The organism is Deinococcus sp. QL22 (assembly GCF_023370075.1).
In the GTDB taxonomy this organism is placed as follows: Bacteria; Deinococcota; Deinococci; order Deinococcales; family Deinococcaceae; genus Deinococcus.
Genome location: NZ_CP097150.1, coordinates 535986 through 558616, shown reverse-complemented (window position 1 = coordinate 558616; position 22631 = coordinate 535986). Strand labels below are relative to the sequence as shown.

General features: G+C 61.6%; 22 protein-coding genes and 1 pseudogene. 13 read left to right on the top strand and 10 right to left on the bottom strand.

What is annotated here, in order from left to right; translation table 11 throughout:
- The first annotated feature begins 84 nt into the window (after window positions 1–84).
- The 4 genes from gcvPA (at window position 85) to M1R55_RS18875 (ending at window position 5106) form a co-directional block, all read left to right on the top strand.
- Window positions 85–1380: an aminomethyl-transferring glycine dehydrogenase subunit GcvPA gene (gcvPA, locus tag M1R55_RS18890; protein ID WP_249394468.1), complete on the top strand. Its 1296-nt coding sequence runs from the start codon at window positions 85–87 to the stop codon at window positions 1378–1380.
- 134 nt (window positions 1381–1514) lie between these two features.
- On the top strand, window positions 1515–2978 hold the full coding sequence (gene gcvPB / locus M1R55_RS18885; protein ID WP_249394467.1) for an aminomethyl-transferring glycine dehydrogenase subunit GcvPB: 1464 nt from the start codon (window positions 1515–1517) through the stop codon (window positions 2976–2978).
- Window positions 2975–3670 carry an MOSC domain-containing protein gene (locus M1R55_RS18880; RefSeq protein ID WP_249394466.1) on the top strand — a complete coding sequence of 232 codons (696 nt, stop codon included), beginning with the start codon at window positions 2975–2977 and terminating at the stop codon, window positions 3668–3670. The genes gcvPB and M1R55_RS18880 overlap by 4 nt, the downstream gene beginning before the upstream one ends.
- Window positions 3667–5106 carry an aspartate aminotransferase family protein gene (locus M1R55_RS18875; RefSeq protein WP_249394465.1) on the top strand — a complete coding sequence of 480 codons (1440 nt, stop codon included), beginning with the start codon at window positions 3667–3669 and terminating at the stop codon, window positions 5104–5106. The genes M1R55_RS18880 and M1R55_RS18875 overlap by 4 nt, the downstream gene beginning before the upstream one ends.
- Window positions 5107–5246: 140 nt before the next feature.
- Here the strand turns inward: M1R55_RS18875 and M1R55_RS18870 are convergent, their stop codons facing one another.
- Window positions 5247–5456: a hypothetical protein gene (locus M1R55_RS18870; protein ID WP_249394464.1), complete on the bottom strand. Its 210-nt coding sequence runs from the start codon at window positions 5454–5456 to the stop codon at window positions 5247–5249.
- Between the two features lie 390 nt (window positions 5457–5846).
- On the opposite strand from M1R55_RS18870, the gene M1R55_RS18865 reads away from it, so the two are divergent.
- From M1R55_RS18865 to M1R55_RS18855, 3 genes are all read left to right on the top strand, one after another.
- On the top strand, window positions 5847–6434 hold the full coding sequence (locus M1R55_RS18865; RefSeq protein WP_249394463.1) for a helix-turn-helix domain-containing protein: 588 nt from the start codon (window positions 5847–5849) through the stop codon (window positions 6432–6434).
- A gap of 375 nt (window positions 6435–6809) precedes the next feature.
- Window positions 6810–8051, top strand: coding sequence for an NO-inducible flavohemoprotein (hmpA, locus tag M1R55_RS18860; RefSeq protein ID WP_249394462.1), 1242 nt, complete (start codon window positions 6810–6812; stop codon window positions 8049–8051).
- A gap of 223 nt (window positions 8052–8274) precedes the next feature.
- On the top strand, window positions 8275–8478 hold the full coding sequence (locus tag M1R55_RS18855; RefSeq protein WP_249394461.1) for a hypothetical protein: 204 nt from the start codon (window positions 8275–8277) through the stop codon (window positions 8476–8478).
- A 379-nt stretch (window positions 8479–8857) separates the two neighbouring features.
- On the opposite strand, the gene M1R55_RS18850 is transcribed toward M1R55_RS18855, so the two are convergent.
- Together M1R55_RS18850 and M1R55_RS18845 are read right to left on the bottom strand one after the other, a co-directional pair.
- Window positions 8858–9430: a transposase gene (locus tag M1R55_RS18850; protein WP_249394460.1), complete on the bottom strand. Its 573-nt coding sequence runs from the start codon at window positions 9428–9430 to the stop codon at window positions 8858–8860.
- 10 nt (window positions 9431–9440) lie between these two features.
- Window positions 9441–9848, bottom strand: a complete 408-nt coding sequence (locus tag M1R55_RS18845) for a transposase (protein WP_249394459.1) — start codon at window positions 9846–9848, stop codon at window positions 9441–9443.
- Window positions 9849–10303: 455 nt separating this feature from the next.
- Here M1R55_RS18845 and M1R55_RS18840 point away from each other — a divergent pair, with 455 nt between their 5' ends.
- The gene (locus M1R55_RS18840; RefSeq protein WP_249394458.1) at window positions 10304–10855 is read left to right on the top strand and encodes a hypothetical protein; all 552 of its coding nucleotides are present in this window, start codon (window positions 10304–10306) and stop codon (window positions 10853–10855) included.
- Between the two features lie 58 nt (window positions 10856–10913).
- Here the strand turns inward: M1R55_RS18840 and M1R55_RS18835 are convergent, their stop codons facing one another.
- A complete protein-coding gene (locus M1R55_RS18835; protein WP_249394457.1) occupies window positions 10914–11699 on the bottom strand; it encodes an IS982 family transposase in 786 nt (261 codons plus the stop codon).
- A 111-nt stretch (window positions 11700–11810) separates the two neighbouring features.
- Between M1R55_RS18835 and M1R55_RS18830 the strand changes: the two genes are divergently transcribed.
- A complete protein-coding gene (locus M1R55_RS18830) occupies window positions 11811–12245 on the top strand; it encodes a hypothetical protein (RefSeq protein WP_249394456.1) in 435 nt (144 codons plus the stop codon).
- A gap of 989 nt (window positions 12246–13234) precedes the next feature.
- Here the strand turns inward: M1R55_RS18830 and M1R55_RS18825 are convergent.
- On the bottom strand, window positions 13235–13879 hold the full coding sequence (locus M1R55_RS18825; protein ID WP_249394455.1) for an FMN-binding negative transcriptional regulator: 645 nt from the start codon (window positions 13877–13879) through the stop codon (window positions 13235–13237).
- Between the two features lie 215 nt (window positions 13880–14094).
- Between M1R55_RS18825 and M1R55_RS18820 the strand changes: the two genes are divergently transcribed.
- Window positions 14095–15582, top strand: a complete 1488-nt coding sequence (locus M1R55_RS18820) for a PLP-dependent aminotransferase family protein (protein WP_249394454.1) — start codon at window positions 14095–14097, stop codon at window positions 15580–15582.
- 54 nt (window positions 15583–15636) lie between these two features.
- Here the strand turns inward: M1R55_RS18820 and M1R55_RS18815 are convergent, their stop codons facing one another.
- Window positions 15637–17040 carry a PLP-dependent aminotransferase family protein gene (locus M1R55_RS18815; protein WP_249394453.1) on the bottom strand — a complete coding sequence of 468 codons (1404 nt, stop codon included), beginning with the start codon at window positions 17038–17040 and terminating at the stop codon, window positions 15637–15639.
- 16 nt (window positions 17041–17056) lie between these two features.
- On the opposite strand from M1R55_RS18815, the gene M1R55_RS18810 reads away from it, so the two are divergent.
- The gene (locus M1R55_RS18810) at window positions 17057–17956 is read left to right on the top strand and encodes a DMT family transporter (protein ID WP_249394452.1); all 900 of its coding nucleotides are present in this window, start codon (window positions 17057–17059) and stop codon (window positions 17954–17956) included.
- A 489-nt stretch (window positions 17957–18445) separates the two neighbouring features.
- On the opposite strand, the gene M1R55_RS18805 is transcribed toward M1R55_RS18810, so the two are convergent.
- Window positions 18446–19360 carry a LysR family transcriptional regulator gene (locus tag M1R55_RS18805; protein ID WP_249394451.1) on the bottom strand — a complete coding sequence of 305 codons (915 nt, stop codon included), beginning with the start codon at window positions 19358–19360 and terminating at the stop codon, window positions 18446–18448.
- Window positions 19361–19464: 104 nt separating this feature from the next.
- Between M1R55_RS18805 and M1R55_RS18800 the strand changes: the two genes are divergently transcribed.
- Window positions 19465–20361: a DMT family transporter gene (locus M1R55_RS18800; RefSeq protein WP_249394450.1), complete on the top strand. Its 897-nt coding sequence runs from the start codon at window positions 19465–19467 to the stop codon at window positions 20359–20361.
- A gap of 15 nt (window positions 20362–20376) precedes the next feature.
- On the opposite strand, the gene M1R55_RS18795 is transcribed toward M1R55_RS18800, so the two are convergent.
- Both M1R55_RS18795 and M1R55_RS18790 read right to left on the bottom strand, forming a co-directional pair.
- The gene (locus M1R55_RS18795; RefSeq protein ID WP_249394449.1) at window positions 20377–20514 is read right to left on the bottom strand and encodes a hypothetical protein; all 138 of its coding nucleotides are present in this window, start codon (window positions 20512–20514) and stop codon (window positions 20377–20379) included.
- Window positions 20515–20917: 403 nt separating this feature from the next.
- A pseudogene (locus M1R55_RS18790) lies at window positions 20918–21016 on the bottom strand (IS6 family transposase); the annotation flags it as partial.
- Here M1R55_RS18790 and M1R55_RS18785 point away from each other — a divergent pair.
- Entirely contained in the window at window positions 21006–21221 is a 216-nt protein-coding gene (locus M1R55_RS18785; RefSeq protein ID WP_249394869.1) for a hypothetical protein, read from the top strand. The pseudogene M1R55_RS18790 and the gene M1R55_RS18785 overlap by 11 nt on opposite strands.
- Window positions 21222–21298: 77 nt before the next feature.
- On the opposite strand, the gene M1R55_RS18780 is transcribed toward M1R55_RS18785, so the two are convergent.
- The gene (locus M1R55_RS18780) at window positions 21299–22462 is read right to left on the bottom strand and encodes an NAD(P)/FAD-dependent oxidoreductase (RefSeq protein ID WP_249394448.1); all 1164 of its coding nucleotides are present in this window, start codon (window positions 22460–22462) and stop codon (window positions 21299–21301) included.
- Window positions 22463–22631: the final 169 nt, after the last annotated feature.

Below are 22631 nucleotides of genomic sequence, written 5' to 3'. Positions count from 1 at the left end.
AACGTCATCACATCACGGGAGGTGCCCACGTTGACACCCTTTTTGCATCCTTACACACCGCACACGGATGAGGACGTCCGCAGCATGCTCACGGTCATTGGTAAGAAGCGGGTCGATGATTTGTTCGCGCATCTGCCGGGTGCCGTGCGCAACACGCCGTCTTCTCCCGTCCCGGCTCTGAGTGAACTCGAACTGACCTCATACATGACCGAGCTGGCGCAGCGCAACACCAGCCCGAACGCTTCCACAAACTTTCTGGGCGCCGGAGCCTACAACCATCACGTGCCCGCAGCCGTGTGGGCCTTGGCCGGGCGCGGTGAGTTTCTGACGGCCTACACGCCGTACCAGGCAGAACTGATGCAGGGCTGGCTCCAAGCCCTGCACGAATATCAGGAGATGGTTCAGGCGCTGACGGGCATGGCCGTCGCCAACGCCAGTATGTATGACGGAGCCACCGCGACCTTTGAAGCGGTCAAGGTGGCCATGCTCGCCACTTCACGTTACAAGGTCATCGTGTCCCGCACGGTTGACCCGCGCTACCGTGATGTCCTGCACACCCTTCTGACCCCCATCGGCGCCGTCGTTACCGAACTTCCTCATCAGGACGGTGTGACCCAACTGAACGAGGGAGATCTTCAGGACGCAGCGGCCTTGGTCGTGCAGTCACCCAACTTCCTGGGCCTGATTGAGGATGTGGCGGAGCTTGCAGTCACCGCCCACCAACACGGAACCTTGATCATTCAGGTCATCACCGATCCCACGTCCTTGGGGCTGCTGAAAGCGCCAGGAGAGATGAACGTCGATCTGGTGGCCGCGGAAGGTCAGGCCCTAGGAAACCCGGTGTCATTCGGAGGCCCGCACCTCGGGATCTTGGCCGGCCGCGCTGCCTTTGTGCGCCTGATGCCTGGACGATTGGTCAGCAAAGGGTTTGATGCGCAGGGACAACCCGGGTATGTGCTGACGCTGCAGACGCGGGAACAACATGTCCGGCGTGAAAAGGCCAGCAGCAACATCTGCACGAATCAAAGCCTCAACGCGCTGGCGGCCGCCATCTACTTGGCCTTACTCGGACCGGTCGGTGTCCAGGAAGTAGCCGAACTCAGTGCGGGTGCAGCGGCCTACGCCCGGACACACCTGGAACGCTTGCCAGGCTTTACCCTTCCGTTTTCTGGCCCCCATCACCACGAGCTCGTCGTGCAGACTCCCGTCCCCACGCAGGAATTGCTGGGCCGCCTGCGTCAGATGGGCGTGCAGGGCGGCTACCCGTTGCACCGGGAGTACCCAGAGCTGGGGCAAGCGCTTCTCTTCTGCTTCACCGAGCAGCACGCTCAGGCCGACATTGATCATCTGATCCGGTGCCTGCGCGACGCCACGGCCTGAGCGCGGAGACCAACCTCCCCCTGAATGTCCGCTCTCCCCTGGACGCCGCCTTCCCACTCTCCCTGGATGTTCTTCCTTGCGGGTCCGGGCCTTTCTCACTGCACCCCACGGTGCACGATCATCAGGAGGTTCTCATGACCGACTTTCCTCCCATCACACTCCAGAGCGCCGTTGGACGCCGCGGTGTCCGGCTCCCTGACCGTCCAGAGCTCCGCGAACTTGCGCGCGCAGCAGTTCCGACCTCCCTACGTCGCCTCTCCTTGCCGCTGCCGGAGGTATCTGAGCTCGATGTGGTTCGGCATTTTACTCGCCTGTCGCAGCGCAACTATGCCATTGACCTCGGTCTGTACCCCTTGGGGTCATGCACCATGAAGTACAACCCCAAAGTCAACGACGCCCTGGCCGCGTTGCCTGGATTTGCCCACTTGCATCCCCTAGCGCCGGATGAGGACGCTCAGGGAGCGCTGAACGTGATGTACAGCCTGGGCCAACGGCTGTGTGCCCTGACGGGCATGGACGCGGTGAGCTTGCAGCCCGCTGCCGGGGCACAGGCGGAACTGACCGCGCTGCTAATGGCCCGGGCTTACGCTGGAGACCGTGGTGAAGCGCGCGACACCGTGTTGATTCCCGACTCTGCCCACGGTACCAACCCGGCCAGTGCGCGGATGGCCGGGCTCAAGATCGTCACGGTTCCCAGTGATGCCCGGGGAGGCGTTGACCTGGATACCTTAGACACGTGCCTGGGCCCACATGTGCTGGCCTTCATGCTGACCAATCCAAGCACCCTCGGTCTGTTTGAACCTCAGGTTCTGGACATCAGCTCGCGCGTCCACGCGGCGGGCGGCCTGATGTATCTCGACGGAGCGAATTACAACGCTGTGGTGGGCATCGTGGACGTCAGCCGCATGGGGTTTGACCTGATGCACCTGAACCTGCACAAAACTTTCAGCACGCCCCATGGGGGCGGCGGCCCAGGCGCTGGCCCGGTTCTGTGCAGTTCGGCCCTGGAGCGCTACCTGCCGGTGCCCGTAGTGATCAAGCGCGGTGACCAATTCATGTTTGACGAAGATCGCCCGGACTCGGTCGGACGGGTCAAGGCCTTTCAGGGAAATTTCGGCGTGCTCGTCCGCGCCCTCGCGTACCTGCTGTCCCTCGGTGACGCCGGCCTGCGTGACACAGCGCGCGCCGCTGTTCTAAACGCCAACTACACTTTTGCACGGCTGCGTGAAGCGCTGGACGCACCGTATCCGGAAGGCGTCATGCACGAGTTTGTCCTCAGCGGCAAAACCCTCAAAAAGGAAACCGGCGTGACTGCGCGTGACCTGGCCAAACGGCTGCTGGATTACGGCTTCCATGCCCCCACCATCTACTTTCCTCTGCTGGTTGAAGAAGCCCTGCTGATCGAGATCGTGGAGACCGAGTCCAAAGAGGCCATTGACGCGCTGTGTGACGCGCTGTTGCAGATCATTAAAGAAGCACACAATGCGCCTGAGTTGGTCAAAAGTGCGCCGCTGACGACGCCCGTTGGACGTATTGATGAGGCCGCTGCCGCACGAACGTTGCTCCGTGACTTGGCCGCTCAGGAGCGCAACCCATGATCACTGGCGCCCGCATTAAGCAGCTGAGCGTCGGCCTGCCCGCCCCGTTGCCGTACCGAGACAGCACCGTGCCGAGCGGGTTCGTCAAGACGCCTGTGAACTGGACTCTCTGGCTAGGCAAAGAAGGACTTACGGGAGATGGTCAAGCCGACCGAAAATATCACGGAGGGCCAGAAAAGGCGGTCTGTGTCTATTCAGACGAGCACTACCTGTACTGGACCGAACGGCTGGGTCGGCCGCTGGGTGCCGCGGCATTCGGAGAGAACTTCACCACCCTCGGCTTGACCGAGCCAACGGTCTGCATCGGAGACGTCGTGAAAGTCGGGGGCGCTCTGGTAGAGGTCAGTCAACCACGCCAACCGTGCTTCAAACTCGCCGCGCGCCATGACGAGCCGAAATTGACGCTCTGGGTACAGGAGACGGGCCTGACCGGCTGGTACTTCCGTGTCCTCAAGCCCGGAGCCGTGCGGGCGGGCACCCGCCTGAAGCTGGTTCAACGCCCACCCGGAGCCGTCACCATTGAGGAAGCCAACCGGGTGATGCACCATGACAAGGAAGACCGGCCGGCCATCGAGCGGCTGCTCGCCCAGCCAGCCTTGTCGCGCTCCTGGCGCGCCACCTTTAAAAAACGTCTGGGTGGACACCTCGAAGATACGGCCGCTCGGCTGATGGGAACGCAGGAGCAGTCATGACCAGCATGCCTCTTGCACTTCATCTGCCGATCCGCAGTGGGGATCTCCTGAACGGTGATGTCTCTGCGGCAAAAATTCTGGCGGTGGAGGAACAGTACGGCAATGGAGACCTGATCCGGACGTTGCGCACCTTGGGGATTGCTGGGCCCTTTCGTGTGATTACCCCCTGGGAACTGGAAGACGAACAGGGCGTTCAGCGTATCAATGCTGGCGGCTACGCTGCCTTACCGTTTGGTGACCGTCACCCGGCGCTGATCACCTTCCTGCAGGACTGGTTGGCACGAGACGCGAGTGTCGGTCTACCCCAGCAAGCTGCTTCTGCGTGGCGCGGCGCCCTGGAAGCAGCGTTGGTCTCGCTCCTCGCACGGTTCGCTCCAGAACATGCAGATTCACGGGTCTTTTTCTCCAACAGCGGTGCAGAAGCGGTAGAGACCGCCGTCAAGTTCGCGCGGGCTTACCGCCGGCAGGCCCGCCACATCATCAATTTCAGCGGCGCATACCACGGCAAGACGCATGTGCCCCTCTCGCTGACACCTAACAAGGAGTATCAGGCTCCCTTCGGTCCGCTGATGGCGGATGTCACAACCGTTCCGTACGGCGACGGCGATGCCTTTTCCAGAACGGTGACGCGTCTGGGGCCGCGGAATATTGTCGCGGTGATCCTCGAACCCGTGCAGGGCGAAAGCGGCGTACACGTGCCGCCCAAGGGTTTTCTGGCGCTCGTCGGCGCCGTCTGCGAGGCGTACGGCATCGTCAGCATCGCCGATGAGGTGCAGACGGGTCTGGGCCGCACAGGTCACTGGTTCGCGTCCGTGGCCTGCGGTCTGAACCCAGATATCGTCACGCTCGCCAAACCCTTGGGTGGAGGGCTCGTTCCCATCGGCGCCACCATTGCTCGGAAAGCCATTTTTGAGCACGTGTTACAAGGCTTTCAGAGCAAACGCCACAGCAACACGTTTGGCGGAAATACCTTGGCAATGGCTGTCGGACTTAAGTCGTTGGAACTGCTGGTCGACGAGAACCTGACGGAACGCTCACGCGCGCTGGGCGTTCGGGGCTTGGGCCGGCTGCAGGAGATTCAGCAGGCCGCTCCCAACCTGATCGAAGCTGTACGCGGTGCGGGAAGTTTATTTGCACTTCAGTTCCGTCCTGTCCTCCCACTCAGCGGGATGCCTGGGCTGAGCGGATTGGTGGGTGAGCTGAGTGGGGTGCTGGGGTTGCGGCTCCTGCATGAGTTTGGGGTGCAGGCCAACCTGTCGCTGTCCAGCAAACGGGTGGTTCGCCTGACGCCGGCCATGAATATGCCGGACGCGGTGTTCGACACCATGCTTGACCGTGTGGCACAGGCAGCCAGGAGCGTTCCGACCTCCGGGCAGATGTTGGCACGCACCCCGCCCCGAGTCTTGATGAACCTCGGACGACTGGCCGTGAAATAACCACTGGCTGACCATGCTTTCTGGTGCGCTCTCCTGCCCAGCTTGTCTCAGCGACATCCTCCACGACGCGAACCGTCCCCCTAAAAGAAGGGAACACTTTGAAACAGGCGCTTGTCACGGTTCACTCTGACGCCCAACGGTCAGCCCGTGTTCCCGTTCCTCCCGATGAAGCTGCCCGGCTCCTTGATCTGGCACGCCCCCAGATTCTCGATACGTCCCACGAAGAGGTCTTTGATCGCTTGACTCGAACGGCCGCTCGCCTGGTTGATGTTCTGGTTGCCGCCATCAATTTCGTCGACGTAGACCGCCACTGGGGAAAATCGATTATCGGCCTTGAGGGCAGCGAACATCACTTGAGCTGACAGAATTGCTTGAACATACTCGGCGACAGCCCTACGCACTGCCATCAGCGGCACTTCTTGCCGAGCTTAACTTCTCTGTGCCTCTTCCGGCTTGGGAGCGCAACATCATTCTGGCCTCTCCAGTAACTGCTTCTCCTCTGTGGTTTATTCTTCACTCGTTCCTGTGAGATCCTTATGGTTCCTCTACATCATCCGTTGTCTGGGTGTTCTTTCTGGGGCCAGAACTGAGCCAGGGTCAAGTGACCGGTAGACGTCAAGGGTAACAGATGAATCTCCTGATCCTCTTCATAACCTGAAAGGGAATATGGCATCGTTTGGAGTTAAGGAGTCAGTGTTGCCTCAAAGGCAACGGAGCCCTAATATGCAGGAGTGAAACCTGTGGAGAACGTCGATCCAGAGAGTGAATTGCGCATCTTGAGTCAGCGTTTGAAAGCCTTACGTGACAGTCATGAATGGACGTTGGAAGAGCTGGCAGAACGGACTCAGTTATCCAAGCCCTATCTTTCACGGCTAGAAGCTGGCGAACGTCAACCCTCTATCGCTGCGCTTTTGAGCATTGCACAGACGTATCAAGTCGGTGTCGCATCATTGTTTCAAGAAGGCGAGCAGACGCCGCAGGTGGTGGTTCGTGGGGGGCAGACCCCTTTGAAGCCTGGGAACGGCCTGTTCCATGCTGGACTTTCTGCACGTACCGGTGAATTTAATCTGCGGCCTATCCGCGTGGTGGTTCCCCTTCAGCGTGAAGGCGGCGACCTGTATCAGCATGATGGTGAAGAATGGCTGTACGTTATCCGGGGCCGCCTGCAACTGATCCTTGGCCGTGACCAGCACCAGTTGGGAGAAGGCGACGCTGCTCATTTTGATGCACGCATCCCACACCGATTGGTCGCTGAAGGAGATACAGATGCAGAGTTGCTTCTGGTGGCCACTTCATCTCCTCGTCCACTGCTTGAAAGTTATCTTTAGGGATGAGGGTTTGCCAGCGTGCTGAACGCTGGTGCCAGTTAGAGCGTTCAGCTGGTCTCGGTAGGTCATTCTGTGAGGTAATCTCGGTGTCTCGCAGAACAACTTGATTCTCGGCTTCAACACTTCTTCTTGTGCCTGGCCCAGCGATCTCGTTTTAGCTGATCCGGAGCCATGGGACTTCTGATGGCTGTCAAATCGCCGCTGACCCTTCATCACACCCCGCGGAGCTGAGGGTTTGGGAATGTGAAGGAATTTGAGATAGAGCAAAAGCTGCTTGATGTTGCTCTGTTTGAGATTCGTCCAGGCACAACAGGAGGCGAGGGACAAACAGCCCTCAAATACACATTTAAAAAGCGTATTAATAATGCGACACTTATGCTGACACCTGACCAACTGCAGACCATCAAAGCTACTGTCCCTGCCTTGCAAGCTCACGGCACCGACATCACCCGCGTCTTTTACGCCTCACTGTTCCAAGCCCATCCCGAGCTTCGGAACATCTTCAATCCGGTCAATCAGGAGAATGGACGGCAAGCCAGCACGCTGGCCGCCAGCATCCTGATGTATGCGGCGCACATCGACCAACTGGATCAGCTCGGCGGCATGGTCAACCGAATTGCTCATAAGCACGTCAGTCTCGAGGTCTTGCCGGAGCATTACCCCATCGTGGGTGAACACCTCCTGGCCGCAATCGGCACCATCCTCGGTGATGCAGCCACGCCAGAGATCATGGACGCCTGGGCCGCTGCCTACGCGCAACTGGCGGACATCATGATCGGTGTCGAAGGCGGAATGAAACACGCCGGAGCTGCGCAGTACGGTGGTTGGCAAGGGTTCAAGCCTTTTACCGTCACGGGCCGAAAGCAGGAAAGCCTAGTCATCACCTCTTTTGAGCTCTCCCCACAGGATGGTCAACCTCTCCCACCCTTCCAGCCTGGCCAGTACATCAGTGTTCAGCTTCAGGCGATTGGGCAAACCAACCAACAGATCCGGCAGTACAGCCTGTCAGATGCCCCGAATGGCCGCACATACCGCATCAGTGTGAAACGCGAGAGTGCTCCAACCAACACCTCTGAACTGCCACCTGGATTGATTTCCAGCCACCTGCACGACGCCTTGAATGTTGGAGACACCGCTCTGGTTCACATGCCTGCCGGCGATTTCGTCCTACAGGACAGCACCCGACCTGTCGTATTGCTCAGTGGCGGCGTCGGCGTAACTCCAATGATCAGCATGGTCAACACCCTAGTTGCCAGTGGCTCTGCCCGACCTGTGCTGTTTGTTCACGCCGCTATGAACCGTGAAGTCCACGCGTTCCGTGATCACATCAACACCCTGACCCGCATTCACCCGCAGCTTCAAAAACAGGTGTACTACGCGCAGGTGGCGCCTGATGACCAAGCAGGCGTCCACCATGATGAGGGTGGTCTGCTGAATCTGAGCGCCTTACAACCTCTGCTCCCCGATGGAGAAGCTGAGTACTATTATTGCGGACCGAGCGGCTTTGCTGGCGCTGTAGAAGGCCTCCTTGACGATCTAGGTGTCCCTGCGGAGCGCCGATTTACCGAAACCTTCGGTCCATCACAAGGGTTCGCTGTGCCCTCTGGAAACGGCTAAACTCTCGACTGGCTGGACGCTCGACGGGCAGTTTGGACGTGGGGTTTTTTGTCGCACCACAGGTTCGCTGCCCCTCCATCCAGCAGCGGCGGCTCTGGATGGAGGGGTTCTGGCTCGCCCCCTGGCTTCATTGGATCGGGTTCCCTTCTAGGCTCTGAAGGGTCAGGCCCTCCTGCTCAACTCGCGCGAGAGTAACCCAGGCTTGTATGACCACTGGCAAGGCATGTTCACCCAAACAGGCGTTCAACCCCGACAGGTCATCAACACCGGCGCGCGGATGTACTCGTTCGCGGGCGTGATGCGCCTCGTCGCTGAGCAGGAGGGCCTGTTTTTGATCGTCCGTTCCCTGACGGCTCTCGCTCATTCTGGAGTCACGTTCCGGCCTGTGCATGATCCGTGTCCAGCCCTTCCCTTCCGCATGGCCTAGCGTCAGAGTCTCCCGGCGAGGGTGCAGGCGCAGTTGCGTCAGATCTTCACGGAATGAGGGCCAGAACCAGGGCTCAGCCACCGATATGTCTGAGTGGCTCAGCACGGCAGAAATGAAGGAACCTTGCTGCCCAAAGAGCGGAACCGACCTTAAAGATCAGGGTCAGAGCGTTGAATCACACTACTTTTTCAGATCCTGCTGAACCGCATTTCCGCTTTACTGCGAGCTCTTCAACAAGCACTGCGATATCAAGCATAAGCCCAAATTACCGCGAATAGATAGCGTAGTTTTTGGACGGCGTCTACAGTGGTCGCCCGTTCGCCTAGATTGCCTGCTGCCACGGGTGTCAGGCAGAGAACGAATCACTCCACACGTGGTGTTAAGCAGGTTTCACGTACGTTTCGCCCAACGGCTGCCCTGATCTCACGACGGCCAGTCCTATCCGTAACAATTTGTGACCAAGCGCGATCAACGCCACCTTGGCAGGCTTTCCATGGGCTCGTAAACGACGATAGAAGTCACCCAAATGCCCTTTGTTTCGCGTGACACTCCAGGCCGCAAGGTACGCGGAACGTCTCAGGTGAGCATTGCCCGTTTTTGAAATGCGCCCTCGGCCATGGACACTCGTACCCGACTGAAACGGAGAGGGAGCAATGCCAGCATGAGCTGATATTTGCTTGCCGGTTTCCAACACCGCAAAACCCTCCGTTTCTGCCAACACCGATGCTGCCGTGAGCAAGCCGAATCCAGGAACGCTGGTCAGCAACTCAAAGGGCTCACGCAACGCGTCATTCGCGTGGATGAGGCTGCGGATGGCCGTTTCGAGCTCCACGATCTGTTGCTTCAGCAGGGCAATGCGCGTGTTCAGCAACGCCACGACGATCTGGCTTTCATGCTGCCGGCGTTCTGAGGCGTGCAGTCGATTCTGATCCTGTGTCAGCGTTTCGCACAACGCCGTGCGTTCACGGACGAGTTGCTTGAGTTCCTGCAGCGCTGTACTGGGTGGTGACCAAGGTGCTCGGTCGCATCATGGCGCCATACAGGGCAATCACCACCGCGTCCATCCGGTCGGTCTTGCCCCGTTTGAGTGTGGCGCGGGCGAAGTATTTGATGCTGGTGGGATTCACCACGCTGACGGTACAGCCTGCACTGAACAGGAAGTTCGCGCACTGCTCCCAGTACACGCCGGTGGCCTCCATCACCACGTGCAGCTCCGTTGGCGTCACACCGTGTTGTTGGGCCCAGTGCAGCAGGCCCTTGAATCCAGTGGGCGTGTTCGGGAGGTCAGGGAGTGACACTTCCAGGTCATCGTTGAGCTGTAGATGTGCGTACAGAGAGTCTTTTCCGATGTCCAAGCCGAGGGCAAACATGAAAACCTCCTGGAGAAAGGGGGAGGTCAGGTCGAACTCTCTCGGCACTGGCTCTTCTGGTGCAGGCTTGGTGGCCTTGGAGAGCGTTCAGTCTTCGAGAAGAGCGCCCGAGCCGGTCCGAACTATTCGACGGTCTTGCTGGACCTGGGGTTGACGCGGACTTGGCGGCTCGGACTGGCCTGGTAGTCTCCATTCTGATCAGGAATGAACCCAGACGTACTACATAAGGGGTTGACAGGGGCATCCAGAAAGGCGCTCGGGATCTGGCGGAACGTCAGGTAAACTGCGGGAAAGTGACCTGAGATGAGCGGCGCCCCCCACACCTTGATGCTGCTCGTGCCGTTGATGCACGCCACGCTGCCTCCTGCCGACATGAAGCTGCGCTGGATCCAAATCCCCGACGAGGATCACGCGGAAGTGTGGTCTGTGCACTCGGCGTCCGTGCAGGCCACCGAGTGCACACCTGGCGCCGCGCGGAACAGCTGGGTGAGGACGTGCCGCTCGTGCAGGTGGAACGCCTGCCGTCCGACCAACAGCACGTCCCCTTGGCAGACCACGCGCTGCTGCGCCTCTCACTGTCCACGTCACTGCGGCGAACGGTGCGCCCGGCCTTCCACGCCTGGAACGTCGCCCTTCAGGTGGTGGGTCTGCTGAACACGACGTTCGCGTGGAGCGCTTCGGAGGATGCCATAGACACCCTGTGGACACGTGGGACGCCGCCATGGGTGCAGGTGTGGCCTACCCTGATCTTTCACGACGCGTTCCTGCGCACTCTGCACCTCGATCCGTCGGATCTGGATGACATCGCGGGTGGCGGCGACGTGTTCCGTCGCGAGCGACTGGCGTCTCATTGGTTGCTTCAAGCGCCGGAAGGGCTTGGCAATGAATCCGCTGCCCTAGTGGATCACGGGCGCGTGGACAACGCGCTGCAGCGCAAACTCCAGCGCGTGTCTTTCCAACATAACGAGGCTGTGCGGTTCTGGTTGAAGAAGGCCTACAGCACTTAAGCTGCGCACATGTGTGCAGGAGTATGGTACCGCGAACAGCGGTTGACAGGGGGGACAGTCAGCCACTGAGGTCGATGAATTTCAGGTTGTGCGCCAGGACGCCTAGTGCGACCTTCAATCGCAGACTGAGATAGGTTTTGACCTGTCCCCAGCGCAATCCTGCACCAACAAGGACTGAGAAGGCGGACTCGATGCACTTCCTTGCGGCCCCATACTCCTCCTTCCATCGCGGATCAACCTGCTTGGCATTGACTTTGGGAGGCGTCAGGCACGTGCCGGACTGATACCCCTTGTCCCCAATCTGTTTTGGCCCGCCGTAGGCAGGCCAATCTACATTCATGTGGCACAGCACGCTGAAATCGTGTTCGTTTGCGGGACGAATCTCGTACTTGACGAGCTTGCCATTTAGAGCGCTCCAGGCGTGCAGTTTGAAGCCGTACACCGGACCAGCGGTGCTGAATCCATGACGAGCCCCACGAAATTTGCACCGAGGAGCGCGCTTGAACGTCGAAACGGGGAGTGGCTCGGAATCGACAACCACGAAGTCCAGTATCTGGACTTCGGTCGCGAGCCGCTCGACCACGGGGGTCAGTCGAGCGAGTCGGATTCGGGCCTGGGGTTGGGATGGAAAGTGCGGGAAGTGGTTGAGCTTCAGGAACCGCCACCACCGGCTGAAGTACGTCACCTGATGGAGCTTCTGAAGCAGGGCAACAGCCAGCAATTCAGCGTCTGACATTTTCTCGTGTGGGTGCATCAATTTCGCAGGGATGTGCGGGGCTATCCAGTGGCTGAGGTGCGTCACGGCAGCTGGAAGTGGTAGGAAAGTCAGATCGGAACGGCTCATGTACCCTCTCCTAGCGCTCTTCTGCCCGCCCTTGTCAACCCCTATTCGCGGTAAATTGCCTTAGATTAAATGACCTCTTCCTTCTTTTTAAGTGAACTGATACAACACCTTATGGCTTATCTCAAACTCAGTGAACAGGTTCAAAAACTCAGCAATCTTCAACGCAGTGACGCCTTTGTTAAGCAGTTTCAGATTGCTGTGCGTGAGGGCAAGATCGAAGCGGTCAAGCTTCCGGGGGCCCGCTTCGAACTGCCCAAACAGTTCAAGCGGCGAAGCGGAGACGGTGAGACCTACAACAAATTGGCCAGAGACATGCTGTTTGAAGTGACGCCTGAATTTCAGGCCTGGTTTGAGAAAATAGACGCGCAACTGAGAGAAGGCCGGGCTTCTGCCCCCCGCGTCTCCCTCGAAAGCATTGAATCTGGAGCCGTAGACTTTAAGGCGTTGGCCGCCCACACCCGTCAGCAGATGGAAGCCAGCTTTCTCAAGGGCCAGAAATTAGGCAGCGCGAACAGGAAAGCCAAAGCTCGTTCTAGGAAAAAATAAGTTCTACCGCGCACCCCGTCTCAGTGCTGGGGCTTCCTGTTCCTCTCACCACCAGTCCTCCTCAGGGTCTGTGGCGTCCTCTCCTTCAGCAGAGATTGCACGATCCGCGGTACAGGGCGGTTCTGCCTCTCGCGCGCGTCAGCTCATAGGGGTTGCCTGGGTTGTGTTGCTTTCACCGGATCGGGGTAGGCTGACTGTCCGTAACCGCTGCCAAGCCCTACCGCCACCGTTTTCCAATGATCATCATCCAGCACGCCGTTTGGCTCTCCAACCGCTTTCCCTTAAGCTCTTGGAACGCTCCAGAAGTGCTGCACCAGTGCGGGATTGAGATTAAGTATGAAACCCTGCGCGAAGGGTGGATTAAATGCGCACCCCTCTTTGCTAAACCCATGCGCTACGGGGAACCCCTCCCATGTTCCCGGTGGCATCTGATGGAGGTATGGCCGAGCGTCAATGGCATCCGATCCTGATTCTGGGGGGCAGTAGACGAGCACGGTTTCATACAGCGCGTCCTGCCTGGGCGGCAGCGCGACACCGACGCAAAGACCTTCCTGATCCGGCTCCTGAGTGAATATAATGTCCCGTAAGTCATTTATGCCGACCAAGTGCGGAGTGACGGGGCAGCGATTCGAGAGCTCCCAAGCCAGAAGGGCATTGACCACCAGCAGGTGATCACTCCGGCGCGCTGCAACAACGTGACCCTGCAACGTCACCGTTCCACACGACGTCAAGCAGGCAGTAGCAGGGATTGGGGCGGCGGAAACGCGCGCAAGAAGTTCTGAGCTTGCAGGCGTGAATTACCACCCTCCACCATCACACCCGAACTAGGGTGTCAGCAGCCACCAGAAGACAACATCAAAGGCACGCGTTCCATACGTAGTCAACGGTTGCCGTAGTGGTGGCCTGATGTGACGCCAATTCAAACAACACAACCCTGTGTACACCGGAGAGCAACGCCAGAAGTCGAGCCCAATGGAGCCGGTTGTCCGCTACTCTTCTTGGATGGCCCCGTATTCGGCCACCAGCGCCGCCATCGGATGAGCCGCTTCGCCTTGCTGGCGGAATCCAGCCACCACGCCTCTCCGGTCTGGTTCCGGACGGTTCTGGCTCACTTTCCATTTGCCTTCGATACGGCTGATCTCCAGTTCAATGCCGACAATCCCCTTCGTCTGTGAAGCGATGAACGGGGCGGGCGCATCGCTCACCTCCCACGGCACCGGACGGCCTTGTTCTTGATGCCGCGTCAGCCTGTTCAGGTGGTGGGCGAGCCACACCGGATCCTCAATCCAGCGTGGTCTTCCCCACGCGTGAACTGTGGCGTAATTCCAGGTGGGTACCACCTTGCCGGTCTGCTGTTTGGTTTCATACCAAGACGGCGTGACGTACCCTTGCGGGCCTTGAAAGACGATCAGGCACTCGGAAGCCGCGGCCAGTTCCTGAAGTTGCGGATTGGCGCGGGCCAAGTGAGCTTGTAAGGTGCCCTGCGGGGAAACCGATGGGGCCAGGAAGAAAGGGATCGGATTAGCCATCAGGCCTCCTGCACCCGCGGTGACCAGCAGGCCCAGCGGGTGGCTCTGAATCAGTCTGTGCTGGACTTCAAGTCGGTCTTCTCGGAAATTTGGGGGTTGATACATGGGTGCTCCTCCATCTGGGTGCTCTGACCAGGGGGGTGGATTGACAGCGAGATCCGATCTGCTCCGCCGGACAAAGCGATTTCGCCCGACTCGGTAACCTCGGCACTCACTGGATGAGCGTCTGGAAAAGGGGTGTCGTCACACGCTTGATCACGTCTACCGAACCTATTTTGAACTTGAAGTGGTTGAAGAGGAAGTGCCATTATGCCCTCGAAATGCCTGACCACTTGCTCTCCCCGCGACGTGCCGTCCCGGTGGATTTGCCGCTCCATCTCGACAGGGACAGTGCTGTGCCGGTCGCCCAGCAACTGGAGGAGCAACTTCGCGCGGCGATCCTCAGTGGGCAACTGCTCCCCGGCGCCCGGTTGCCGAGTACGCGCGCCGTGGCGCGCGAGGTGGGCCTGAGCCGTGGGGCGGCCATCTCAGCCTACGAAGGCCTGCTCGCCGAGGGCTACCTAGTCGGTCAGGTGGGCGCGGGAACTTACGTCACTCCCGACCTGCCTCCCAGAGGAGGGACGGCGCCCCTCCGCATGCCGGTGTCGCCCCTGCCCCGGTGGCTGCGAACGACGCCGGTGGCCCCCGAGGTCAGTCCTGCTGCGGTGGCGGGCATGATTGACTTCCGCCTCGGGCAAGCGGCAGTCGCCGCGCTCTCGGACGAGGCCTGGCGACGGGCTTGGCGACGGGTCGCTGAAGAACCGTTGCCCGGCGCGTACGCGGATCCGGCCGGTGATCCTGAATTGCGGGCGCAGGTGGCCGCCTACCTGCGCCGCTCCAGGGGACTGGTGTGCGGCGCACAGGACGTGGTGATCACCGCTGGAGCCATCCAGGGCCTGCACTTGGTCGCGCAGGCGGTGCTTGGGCCTGGGGACACCGCCGCCTTTGAAGAACCCGGGTACCGTCTGGCCCGCCAAGTGCTGCGCGAGCGTGGGGTGCAGATCCTGCCGGTTCCCGTGGATGCGGACGGGATGCGCGTCTCGGCGCTGCCGCTCGGCGTGGACGCGCCGCCCCTGGTGTACCTGACGCCGTCGCACCAGTTCCCCTTGGGCAGTCGCCTGTCGATTCCGCGCCGTCACGCCTTGCTGGCCTGGGCGCGCGAGCACGACAGCCTGATCGTGGAGGACGACTATGACGGGGAGTTCCGCTACGACACCGCACCCCTCCCGGTTCTGGCGTCGCTCGACCCCAGCCGGGTCGCGTATCTAGGCACCTTCTCGAAAGTGCTCTCTCCGGCGCTCCGGGTGGGGTATGTGGTGGCGCCCCCGCTCCTCCGCGAGCACTTGACCGCGTTCAAGGCCATTGCGGACTATCACACGTCCTGGCCGGTGCAGCGGGCGCTGGCCTTTTTCTTGGGGGCGGGGGATCTCGACCGGCACCTCCGGAGGATGCGACGGGTGTACGCCCGCAAACGGGAGGTGCTGGTGCGTGAGCTCTCCGCTGCCGGAGCTCTGGCACAGGTGGGCGGCCTGGAAGCCGGATTCCACGTGCATCTCGATCTTGACCCCCGGCTGGACGCGGAGGCGGTCGTGCGGTTGGCAGCGGCGCGGGGGGTGCAGGTCGGCAGCCTCGCGCCGTTTTACGTCTCGGACGGCCCGTACCACGGCCTGCTGCTGGGGTACGGCGGGCTGGAGCTGGCGCAGATCGTTCAAGGTGCCCGGGTGCTGGTGGAGGTCATGCACACGCTGGCTGATCCGGCGGCTTCCTAAACGTGCCTCAGAGGTAGAGACTGTGGCCGAGTTGGCTCACACTCGATCGCCGGCTCAACCCTTCCCCAAGGCTCTCAACCGGCGCACGCCTTCCTCAATGACCGCAGGACTGGCCGCCGCATAACTGAGGCGCACAAACGCTTCATGTGACTCTGCCGGAAAAAACCCGCTCCCCGCACTCACCTGCACTCCTGCCCGCGCCGCTTGCTCCACGACCTCCAGGTCTCCCAGCCCCTCGGGCACCTGCACCCACAGGTTGTACCCGCCCTGCGGCACGAGGGACAGCCGGGCCTCCGGCCAGTGCTGGGCCAGCGCCCGCACCATCGTGTCCCGTCGTCCCCGCAGCGTGTCTCGCAGGGTTTTGAGGTGGCGCGGCCAGCCCCGGGCCGTCAACATGCCCAGAGCCGCTTCTTGCAGCGGCCCGGCCAGGAAGAAGTCCTCGACGGCGCGGGCGTGGCGCAGCCGCGTCAGGACTGGCCCGCGCGCGATCAGCGCGGCGATCCGCAGGCCGGGGGCCGCCGCCTTGGTCAGCGAGCGCAGGTAGACAACGCGCCCCTCACCGGATAAAGCCAGGGGCGGCGGCCCCCCGCCTTCCAGAGAGAGATCCCGGGCGTAGTCGTCCTCAATGATGAACGCGCCCACCCGCTCCGCAGCCGCCAACACCGCCGCGCGCCGTTCAGGAGCGAGCACAGCGCCCGTCGGATTGGCATACAGCGGTTGCAGGTAGACGACTTTGGCCCCGGTAGATTGGAAGGCCAGATCGAGCAAATCGGGCCGGACACCCCCGGCGTCCGTGGGCACCGGTATAGGCCTCACACCCACCGCCTGTGCGGCGGCGAGAATGCCGAAATACGTGGGGGACTCGACCAGCAGAGGCGCTCCTACGGGCAGCAGGGCGCGCAGGGCTGTCGAAAGCCCGGCCTGCCCACCCGGGACGATCAGGACGTCTGACGCCCGGTACTCGCCTCCCAGTGCCCGAGCAAACCAGACCCGCAGCGCTTCAAGCCCTTCAGGGGGCAGACGCGACCACACCCCTGGACGGCTGCCCGCTGCTTTCAGGGCCTGGCTGAGCAGGTCGAGCGGCTGCAACGTTTCGTCCGGGTAACCGTTGCCAAGGGGCAGGAGATCGGGGGGCGGCGGCCGGAACAGGTCTTGAACGTAGCCCGGCGAAGTGGGACGCCCCGATAGAGTCACGGTTTGCCACCCCAGATCGAGCGGCTGAACCGCTGCGGGAGCCTGCGCCTTAAATGTCCCGTGGCCTGGACGGGTGACGATGAGGCCCTCTCGCGTCAACTGCGCCAGCACGGCACTCACTGTCACGGGACTGGCGCGGTAACGGCGGGTCAATTCCCGGACAGAGGGAAGCTGTTCGCCTGCTCCCAATTCATGCTGAAGAAGCGTATTAAGGTCGAGTAACAGGCGCTGTCTACTCGGGGCCGCTTTCTCCTCGGCTGACATACCGTTATCATAGAACATGAAGAGCATTGATAACGTTACTGCTTCTAAAAGAGAAACACTCCGGGCTGAATCCGCGGGGTGGTGGTGGGCGGCCTTAGGTGTGCTGTGCTTCAGCTTCACTCTGCCCGCCACACGGATCGCGGTGCCCGAATTCGGCGGGTATATGGTCGGCTTTGGCCGCGCCGTCATCGCTGGGCTCCTGGCGCTGATCCTCCTGCTCATTCGGCGTGAACGTCTCCCGGAACGCCGTCACTGGCGGGGACTGGGCCTGGTAGCGCTCGGGGTGGTGTTCGGTTTTCCCGTCTTCACGTCGCTCGCGCTGCAGACCGTGCCATCCTCCCACGGGGCGGTCGTGGTGGGGCTGCTTCCCGCCGCCACGGCGATTGCTGCCGTGTTGCTGACCCGTGAGCGACCCCGGCCCATGTTCTGGCTGGTGTCGGCCCTGGGTGTGGGGGCGGTGGTGGTGTTCGCAGTCACCACGGGCGCCGGGCATGTGGAGACCGGCGACGTATTCTTGTTGCTGGCCGTGCTGCTGGCCGCCCTAGGCTACGCAGAAGGCGGACGGCTGGCCCGCGAGCTGGATGGCTGGCGGGTGGTGAGCTGGGCCCTGGTCCTCTCGCTGCCCGCGGCACTGCTCACCGTCTGGTTCGTTCCCTGGCCAACCCAATTGCCTTCAGCCACGGCTTGGTGGGCTTTCGGATACGTGTCGGTGGTGAGCATGTTCTTGGGCTTTTTCGCGTGGTACCGGGGGCTGGCGTTCGGTGGAGTGGCGCAGGCCGGACAGGTGCAACTAGTTCAGCCCGTCCTGACCGTCGTGTGGTCGGCGCTGCTGCTGAGTGAGACGTTGGACAGCCGCACCTTATGGGCGGCCCTGTTGGTGGTGGGCTGTGCAGTTTTGAGTCGCCTCACGCGGTGAAACAATGATCCCGGTCAGGTTGTAGAAGGCCACCTGACAGAGGGAAGTCGGCCAGTAGAGGCACGTAGAAAGGTTGTGTTGCCTGAACTGGATTGAGGTAGGGTCACCGTCCGTGCTCGACGCCTAGCTCCATCGCGACCAATTCAAGGTGACCGGCACCCTGCACGCGGTGTAGCTCTCCCACCGTTTTCTGCTGGGTGGCCACATCCATGAAAGATATGGGCAGGTGACCGCGGATGGCTCACCTCGGTCAACGCCTCCATCTTGGACGAGCACTACCAGGCAGCGAATGCCCCGGTCGTCATTACGCTGTAGAGCGCAGTCCCAGTCACGGCGCTCTCCACCTGGGCTTGCCTCGATCTTACGGGGAAGCGAGGTATCCCCACCTCGTGACAACCGCAGTTGGCGGCATCATGGATTGGTTTGTGTCTCCCTCCTCGGCTTTACTGGCGATCATGGTGCCTGGAGCAGCGCAGCCCCGCCGGGAAATCAGCCTGGCTGGAGGCTGCCTTGCAGGCGCGCAAAGGCGGGTGTCGCCTGATACGCGCGCAGGGCTTCAGTGAAGGCCCGGAGGTGCGGTAACCCGGCCCGGCCCGCTTTAATCGCCACCCCCAGCACCCTGGGCAGCGGCACGGGCAAGGGGTGCAGCATCAAGCTCTCCCGAAGTGGCAACACGGCCAACCGGGGCATCACGGCCAGGCCGAGTTCGTGCTCAACCATCGACAGCATCACCTCATCATCGCCAACCTCCTGCACCATCGTCCCTTGGGGAAGGAAGGTGCGGATGTGGTGATGAATGGCGGCGTTACAGGCGAGCGTTTCCGGGAACAAAAACAGGGGCTGTTCCGCCAGGGTCGCCAGGGTGACCGGCTGGGCTCCGAGCGTGCGGGCGCCTACCACGACGTAGTCGTCCTGGATGACCGGCAGCGTCAACAGGGTGGTCTCAGTGGTCAGTTCGAGAAAGGCGGCATCCGCCCGGCCATCCTCGACGAGCTGCTGGCCGCCGTCCCCACTGGTTCCGTCCACTACGTTCACCTGCAGCTCCGGATGACGGCGGCGCAACAGCTTCAGGATGGGGGGCAGCAGATGGATGCCCAGACTGCGAAAGCTGGCGACGGTCAGGACCCCCTGGAGAGCCCGCTGTTCGTCGATGGCCAGCGCAAAGTCATCACTATGCTGGACGGTGAGCCGTGCGTGCGGCAGGGCCCGCTCGCCGGCCAGAGTCAGGACAATCCCCCGGGGTGAACGGCGGAATAATGGCTGACCGTGCACCTGCTCGAGCGCCTGCACGCTCTCGCTGACACTGCTGGGTGACAGCCTCAGGACCAGGGCCGCCCGACCGAAACTGCCCGAGTCGGCCGCCACGACAAAGGCACGCAACTGAATCAGGGTGGCGGTCGCCATGCCTTACTGTACTCCTGCGTCCCCGGAACTTCCGATGACTGGCCATTCAGGCAGAGGTTGCGGCCCGGTAGGCAAGGTCAGGCGACGCTCCCACACTGGGCGTCATGACAGCTCTGACCACCCCCCGTTCCTCCATACCGGCCGTACCCGCACTGTTGCTGTCCGTCCTCAGCGTGCAGGGCGGAGCCGCCATCGCGAAAGGCATCTTCCCACTGGTCGGAGCGGTCGGCACCACCGGCATGCGAATTGGGATTTCAGCACTCATCCTGCTGCTGGTCTTTCGGCCGGCCCTGCGGCACTTCACACGGGCACAGTGGCAAGCGGTGCTGCCGTACGGCCTTGTTCTGGGCGCAATGAACTTGCTGTTCTACCTGGCTCTGGCGCGCATCCCTCTGGGCCTGGCGGTCACCCTGGAATTTGTCGGACCACTGCTGCTGGCGGTGTCTGGATCGCGCCGGGCTCTGGATGTGGTGTGGGTGGTGCTGGCGGGTGTCGGAGTGGCGATGATCACGCCCTGGACTGGCGGAGGCACGGATAGTCTTGGGATGCTGCTCGCCCTGCTGGCGGGCGCCTGTTGGGCCGCCTATGTCGTCCTGGGCAGACGAGTATCCCAGGTCTTGTCTAGCGGTGCCGGTGTGGCGGCCGGCATGGTCATCGCCACGCTGACGGTAGCGCCGTTTGTGCTGCTCTCCGGTGACCTGGGCCACGTCACGCCAACGCTCCTGGCTGCTGGCACCGCTTTGGCAGTGTTGTCGAGTGCGGTGCCGTTCACGTTGGAGCTGGTCGCGCTCCGCACCCTGCCTTCCCGAACCTTCAGTGTGCTGCTGAGCTTGGAGCCTGCGGTGGCCGCGCTGTGTGGAGTGATTTTCCTTCAGGAGGTGCTGTCGCTCAGCGGGTGGATGGCCGTCGTGCTCGTCATGCTGGCCAGTGGCGGGGCGGCCCTCACCGCGCATAAGCCGTCGCCAGCAACCCACCAGAGCGCTGAAGGGCACCGAACCTAAATCTGGACCTACACCCTACACGCGAGATGAGCAGCGGTACGACTTGATTCGTAATTGCGTCGGCACGCGGTCGCTGTCGGAATGCAGGCGCGCCCTGGAGAGCAGGGGAACGCTCGTGATGATCGGCGCATCACCGAAGCGAATGGTCAGCATGCTGCTCCGTATCCTCCAGGGCGTTGTTCTCCCGTGCTTTTCCAGCCAAAAGATGATTCTATTTATGGCATAGCACAAGCAGGATAGTCTGGTGGTTCTGAAAGAACTCATCAAAGCCGGAAAAATTGTCCTACCGAATATACCCACTCAGCAGGCGCCACTTCATCGAGACCTACCTGTCGGCGGCCCACCGGGATCATCCGGGGAGGGGATGTCCCACCGCCAGGTTGATTCAGGACATCCTGACTGGAACACCTACCGCTTTCCGTTCCCGTTGGCGAGTGTTTCTGATTCTGGGCGCTCTGAATGCCGCCGTGCCTTTTGTGCTGGTTGCCTTTGCGACCCCGCAACTGGGGATCTCCCTGGCCACGATGCTGAACGCGCTGACACCGCGCCTTACCGCGGTGACGTGGATGCCGCGTTGGGGGAGCAACTCTCGGACATTCCGGTCGCTGAGCGGAAAGCGATGGTCTAGCCAAACTGCGTCTCCGATGATGGGCACCCTGAACCGGTGGCGGTGGGGCTTGGCGCAGTTTGATTTTTCCGTCTTGACTGGCGCCGTGCCGCACCGGGCATTGGCCGAACAGTACGGGGCCTCTTTCCTTCCCACGACGGTCTTCATTGACCGCACTGGAACCATTCGGGGGATCCGGCGTGGCCTTCTCAGTGAGGCGCAGCTCCTGCAAATGCTGCAGACCCTTCTGTGATCTCGCAGCTCGGCGCAGCACACCCTGTGGCTCCTCCCCGCTCGACGGCTTCTCCGTCAGTGTAGCCCTGCTGGAGTTCACAGCCTGTTTGGTCGAGGTGAGCAGGGTGCGGCTGAGTCAGCTGACCCAGCTGCAGAGGGAACTTCAGATTCTTTGGCACACACGTCCACCAGCTGCCCAGCCAGTACAGCGGCGTCGTTTCCTACACCGCCCAGCAGGGCCGAGGCACGTGAACGCTGCCAAGACAGGCCTAAAAACATCAGCCCGGGCAGTGGGGATACGCCCTCCAGGTGTTGGGGCCGGCCCTGACTGTCCGTGATTTCGGGGGGGAGCCAAGCGGAGTCTGGACGAAATCCGGTGGCCCAGACGACGGCGTCCACCAGGTGGGCTTCACCCCGGTCGGTGTACAGCTGCCTTCCCTCCGCCTTGATCACTCGGCGGAGCAGCCGCACTCGGCTTGCCCGTGCTTCAGCGCGGAGGGAAGTACCGATGACAGGGTCCCGTGCCCGCAAGAACCGGCCCAGGCGGGAAGCCGAGGGAACGTTCAAAAGCTTCAGACGCTCAAGCACATCGAAGAGATCTCGCCCCAACACGCGTTGCGGGAGCGTGAAGGGGGCGTGACCCAGCGCCACACTCACCTGGTGGGTGCGGGTCAACTCCACCGCAATTTGGGCACCCGAGTTGCCGCCACCCACAACCATCACGCGTCCAGGGGGCAACTGGGCTGGATTCCGGTAGGCGCTGCTGTGCAGCTGCACGACCTCTGGCGAGAGTTGGGAGGCAAAGGGGGGAACGTGGGGGGTCTGAAACGGCCCGCTGGCGACGACCACCGTGCGGGTGAACTGCAGGCCATGGGGGGTCTGCAGCTCGAAGCCGCCGGCCACGGGGCGAACCTGAGTGACGGGCATGTTGAAGTGAACCGGCAACGCGAACTGCTGGGCATACCCCTCCAAATAATCAGCCACCTCATCTTTAGTGGGGTACCGTTCTGGATCACCGGGAAAGGGCAGGCCCGGCAAGGCGCTGCGGCGGGCAGAAGTAAACAGCACCAAAGAGTCGTACCGCTGACGCCACGCGTCTCCCACCCGTGAATGGGCCTCAAGGATTTGGAACGTCAGTCCGGTGGTCTGCAAGGCCTGCCCCATGGCCAAGCCGGCTTGCCCGCCTCCAATCACAGTGACGTCGTTCCAAACGGCGTGAGGGCGGTGGACGGGGGGCTGGCCGGTCGGAGAGGAGGGCATGTTCACAGAATACATGAGCAGACGCTCATATGTTGCGGGCAACTGGTCACCGTGTGGGGCCGTGGTCTGGCCACATCCTGAGGTGGGCTTTCATCTGGGGCCAGTCGACATCGGCGTGTGGCGATACGGGAATGCTCTTCAGGCGGTTATTTGCCTTAACTGGATCGAG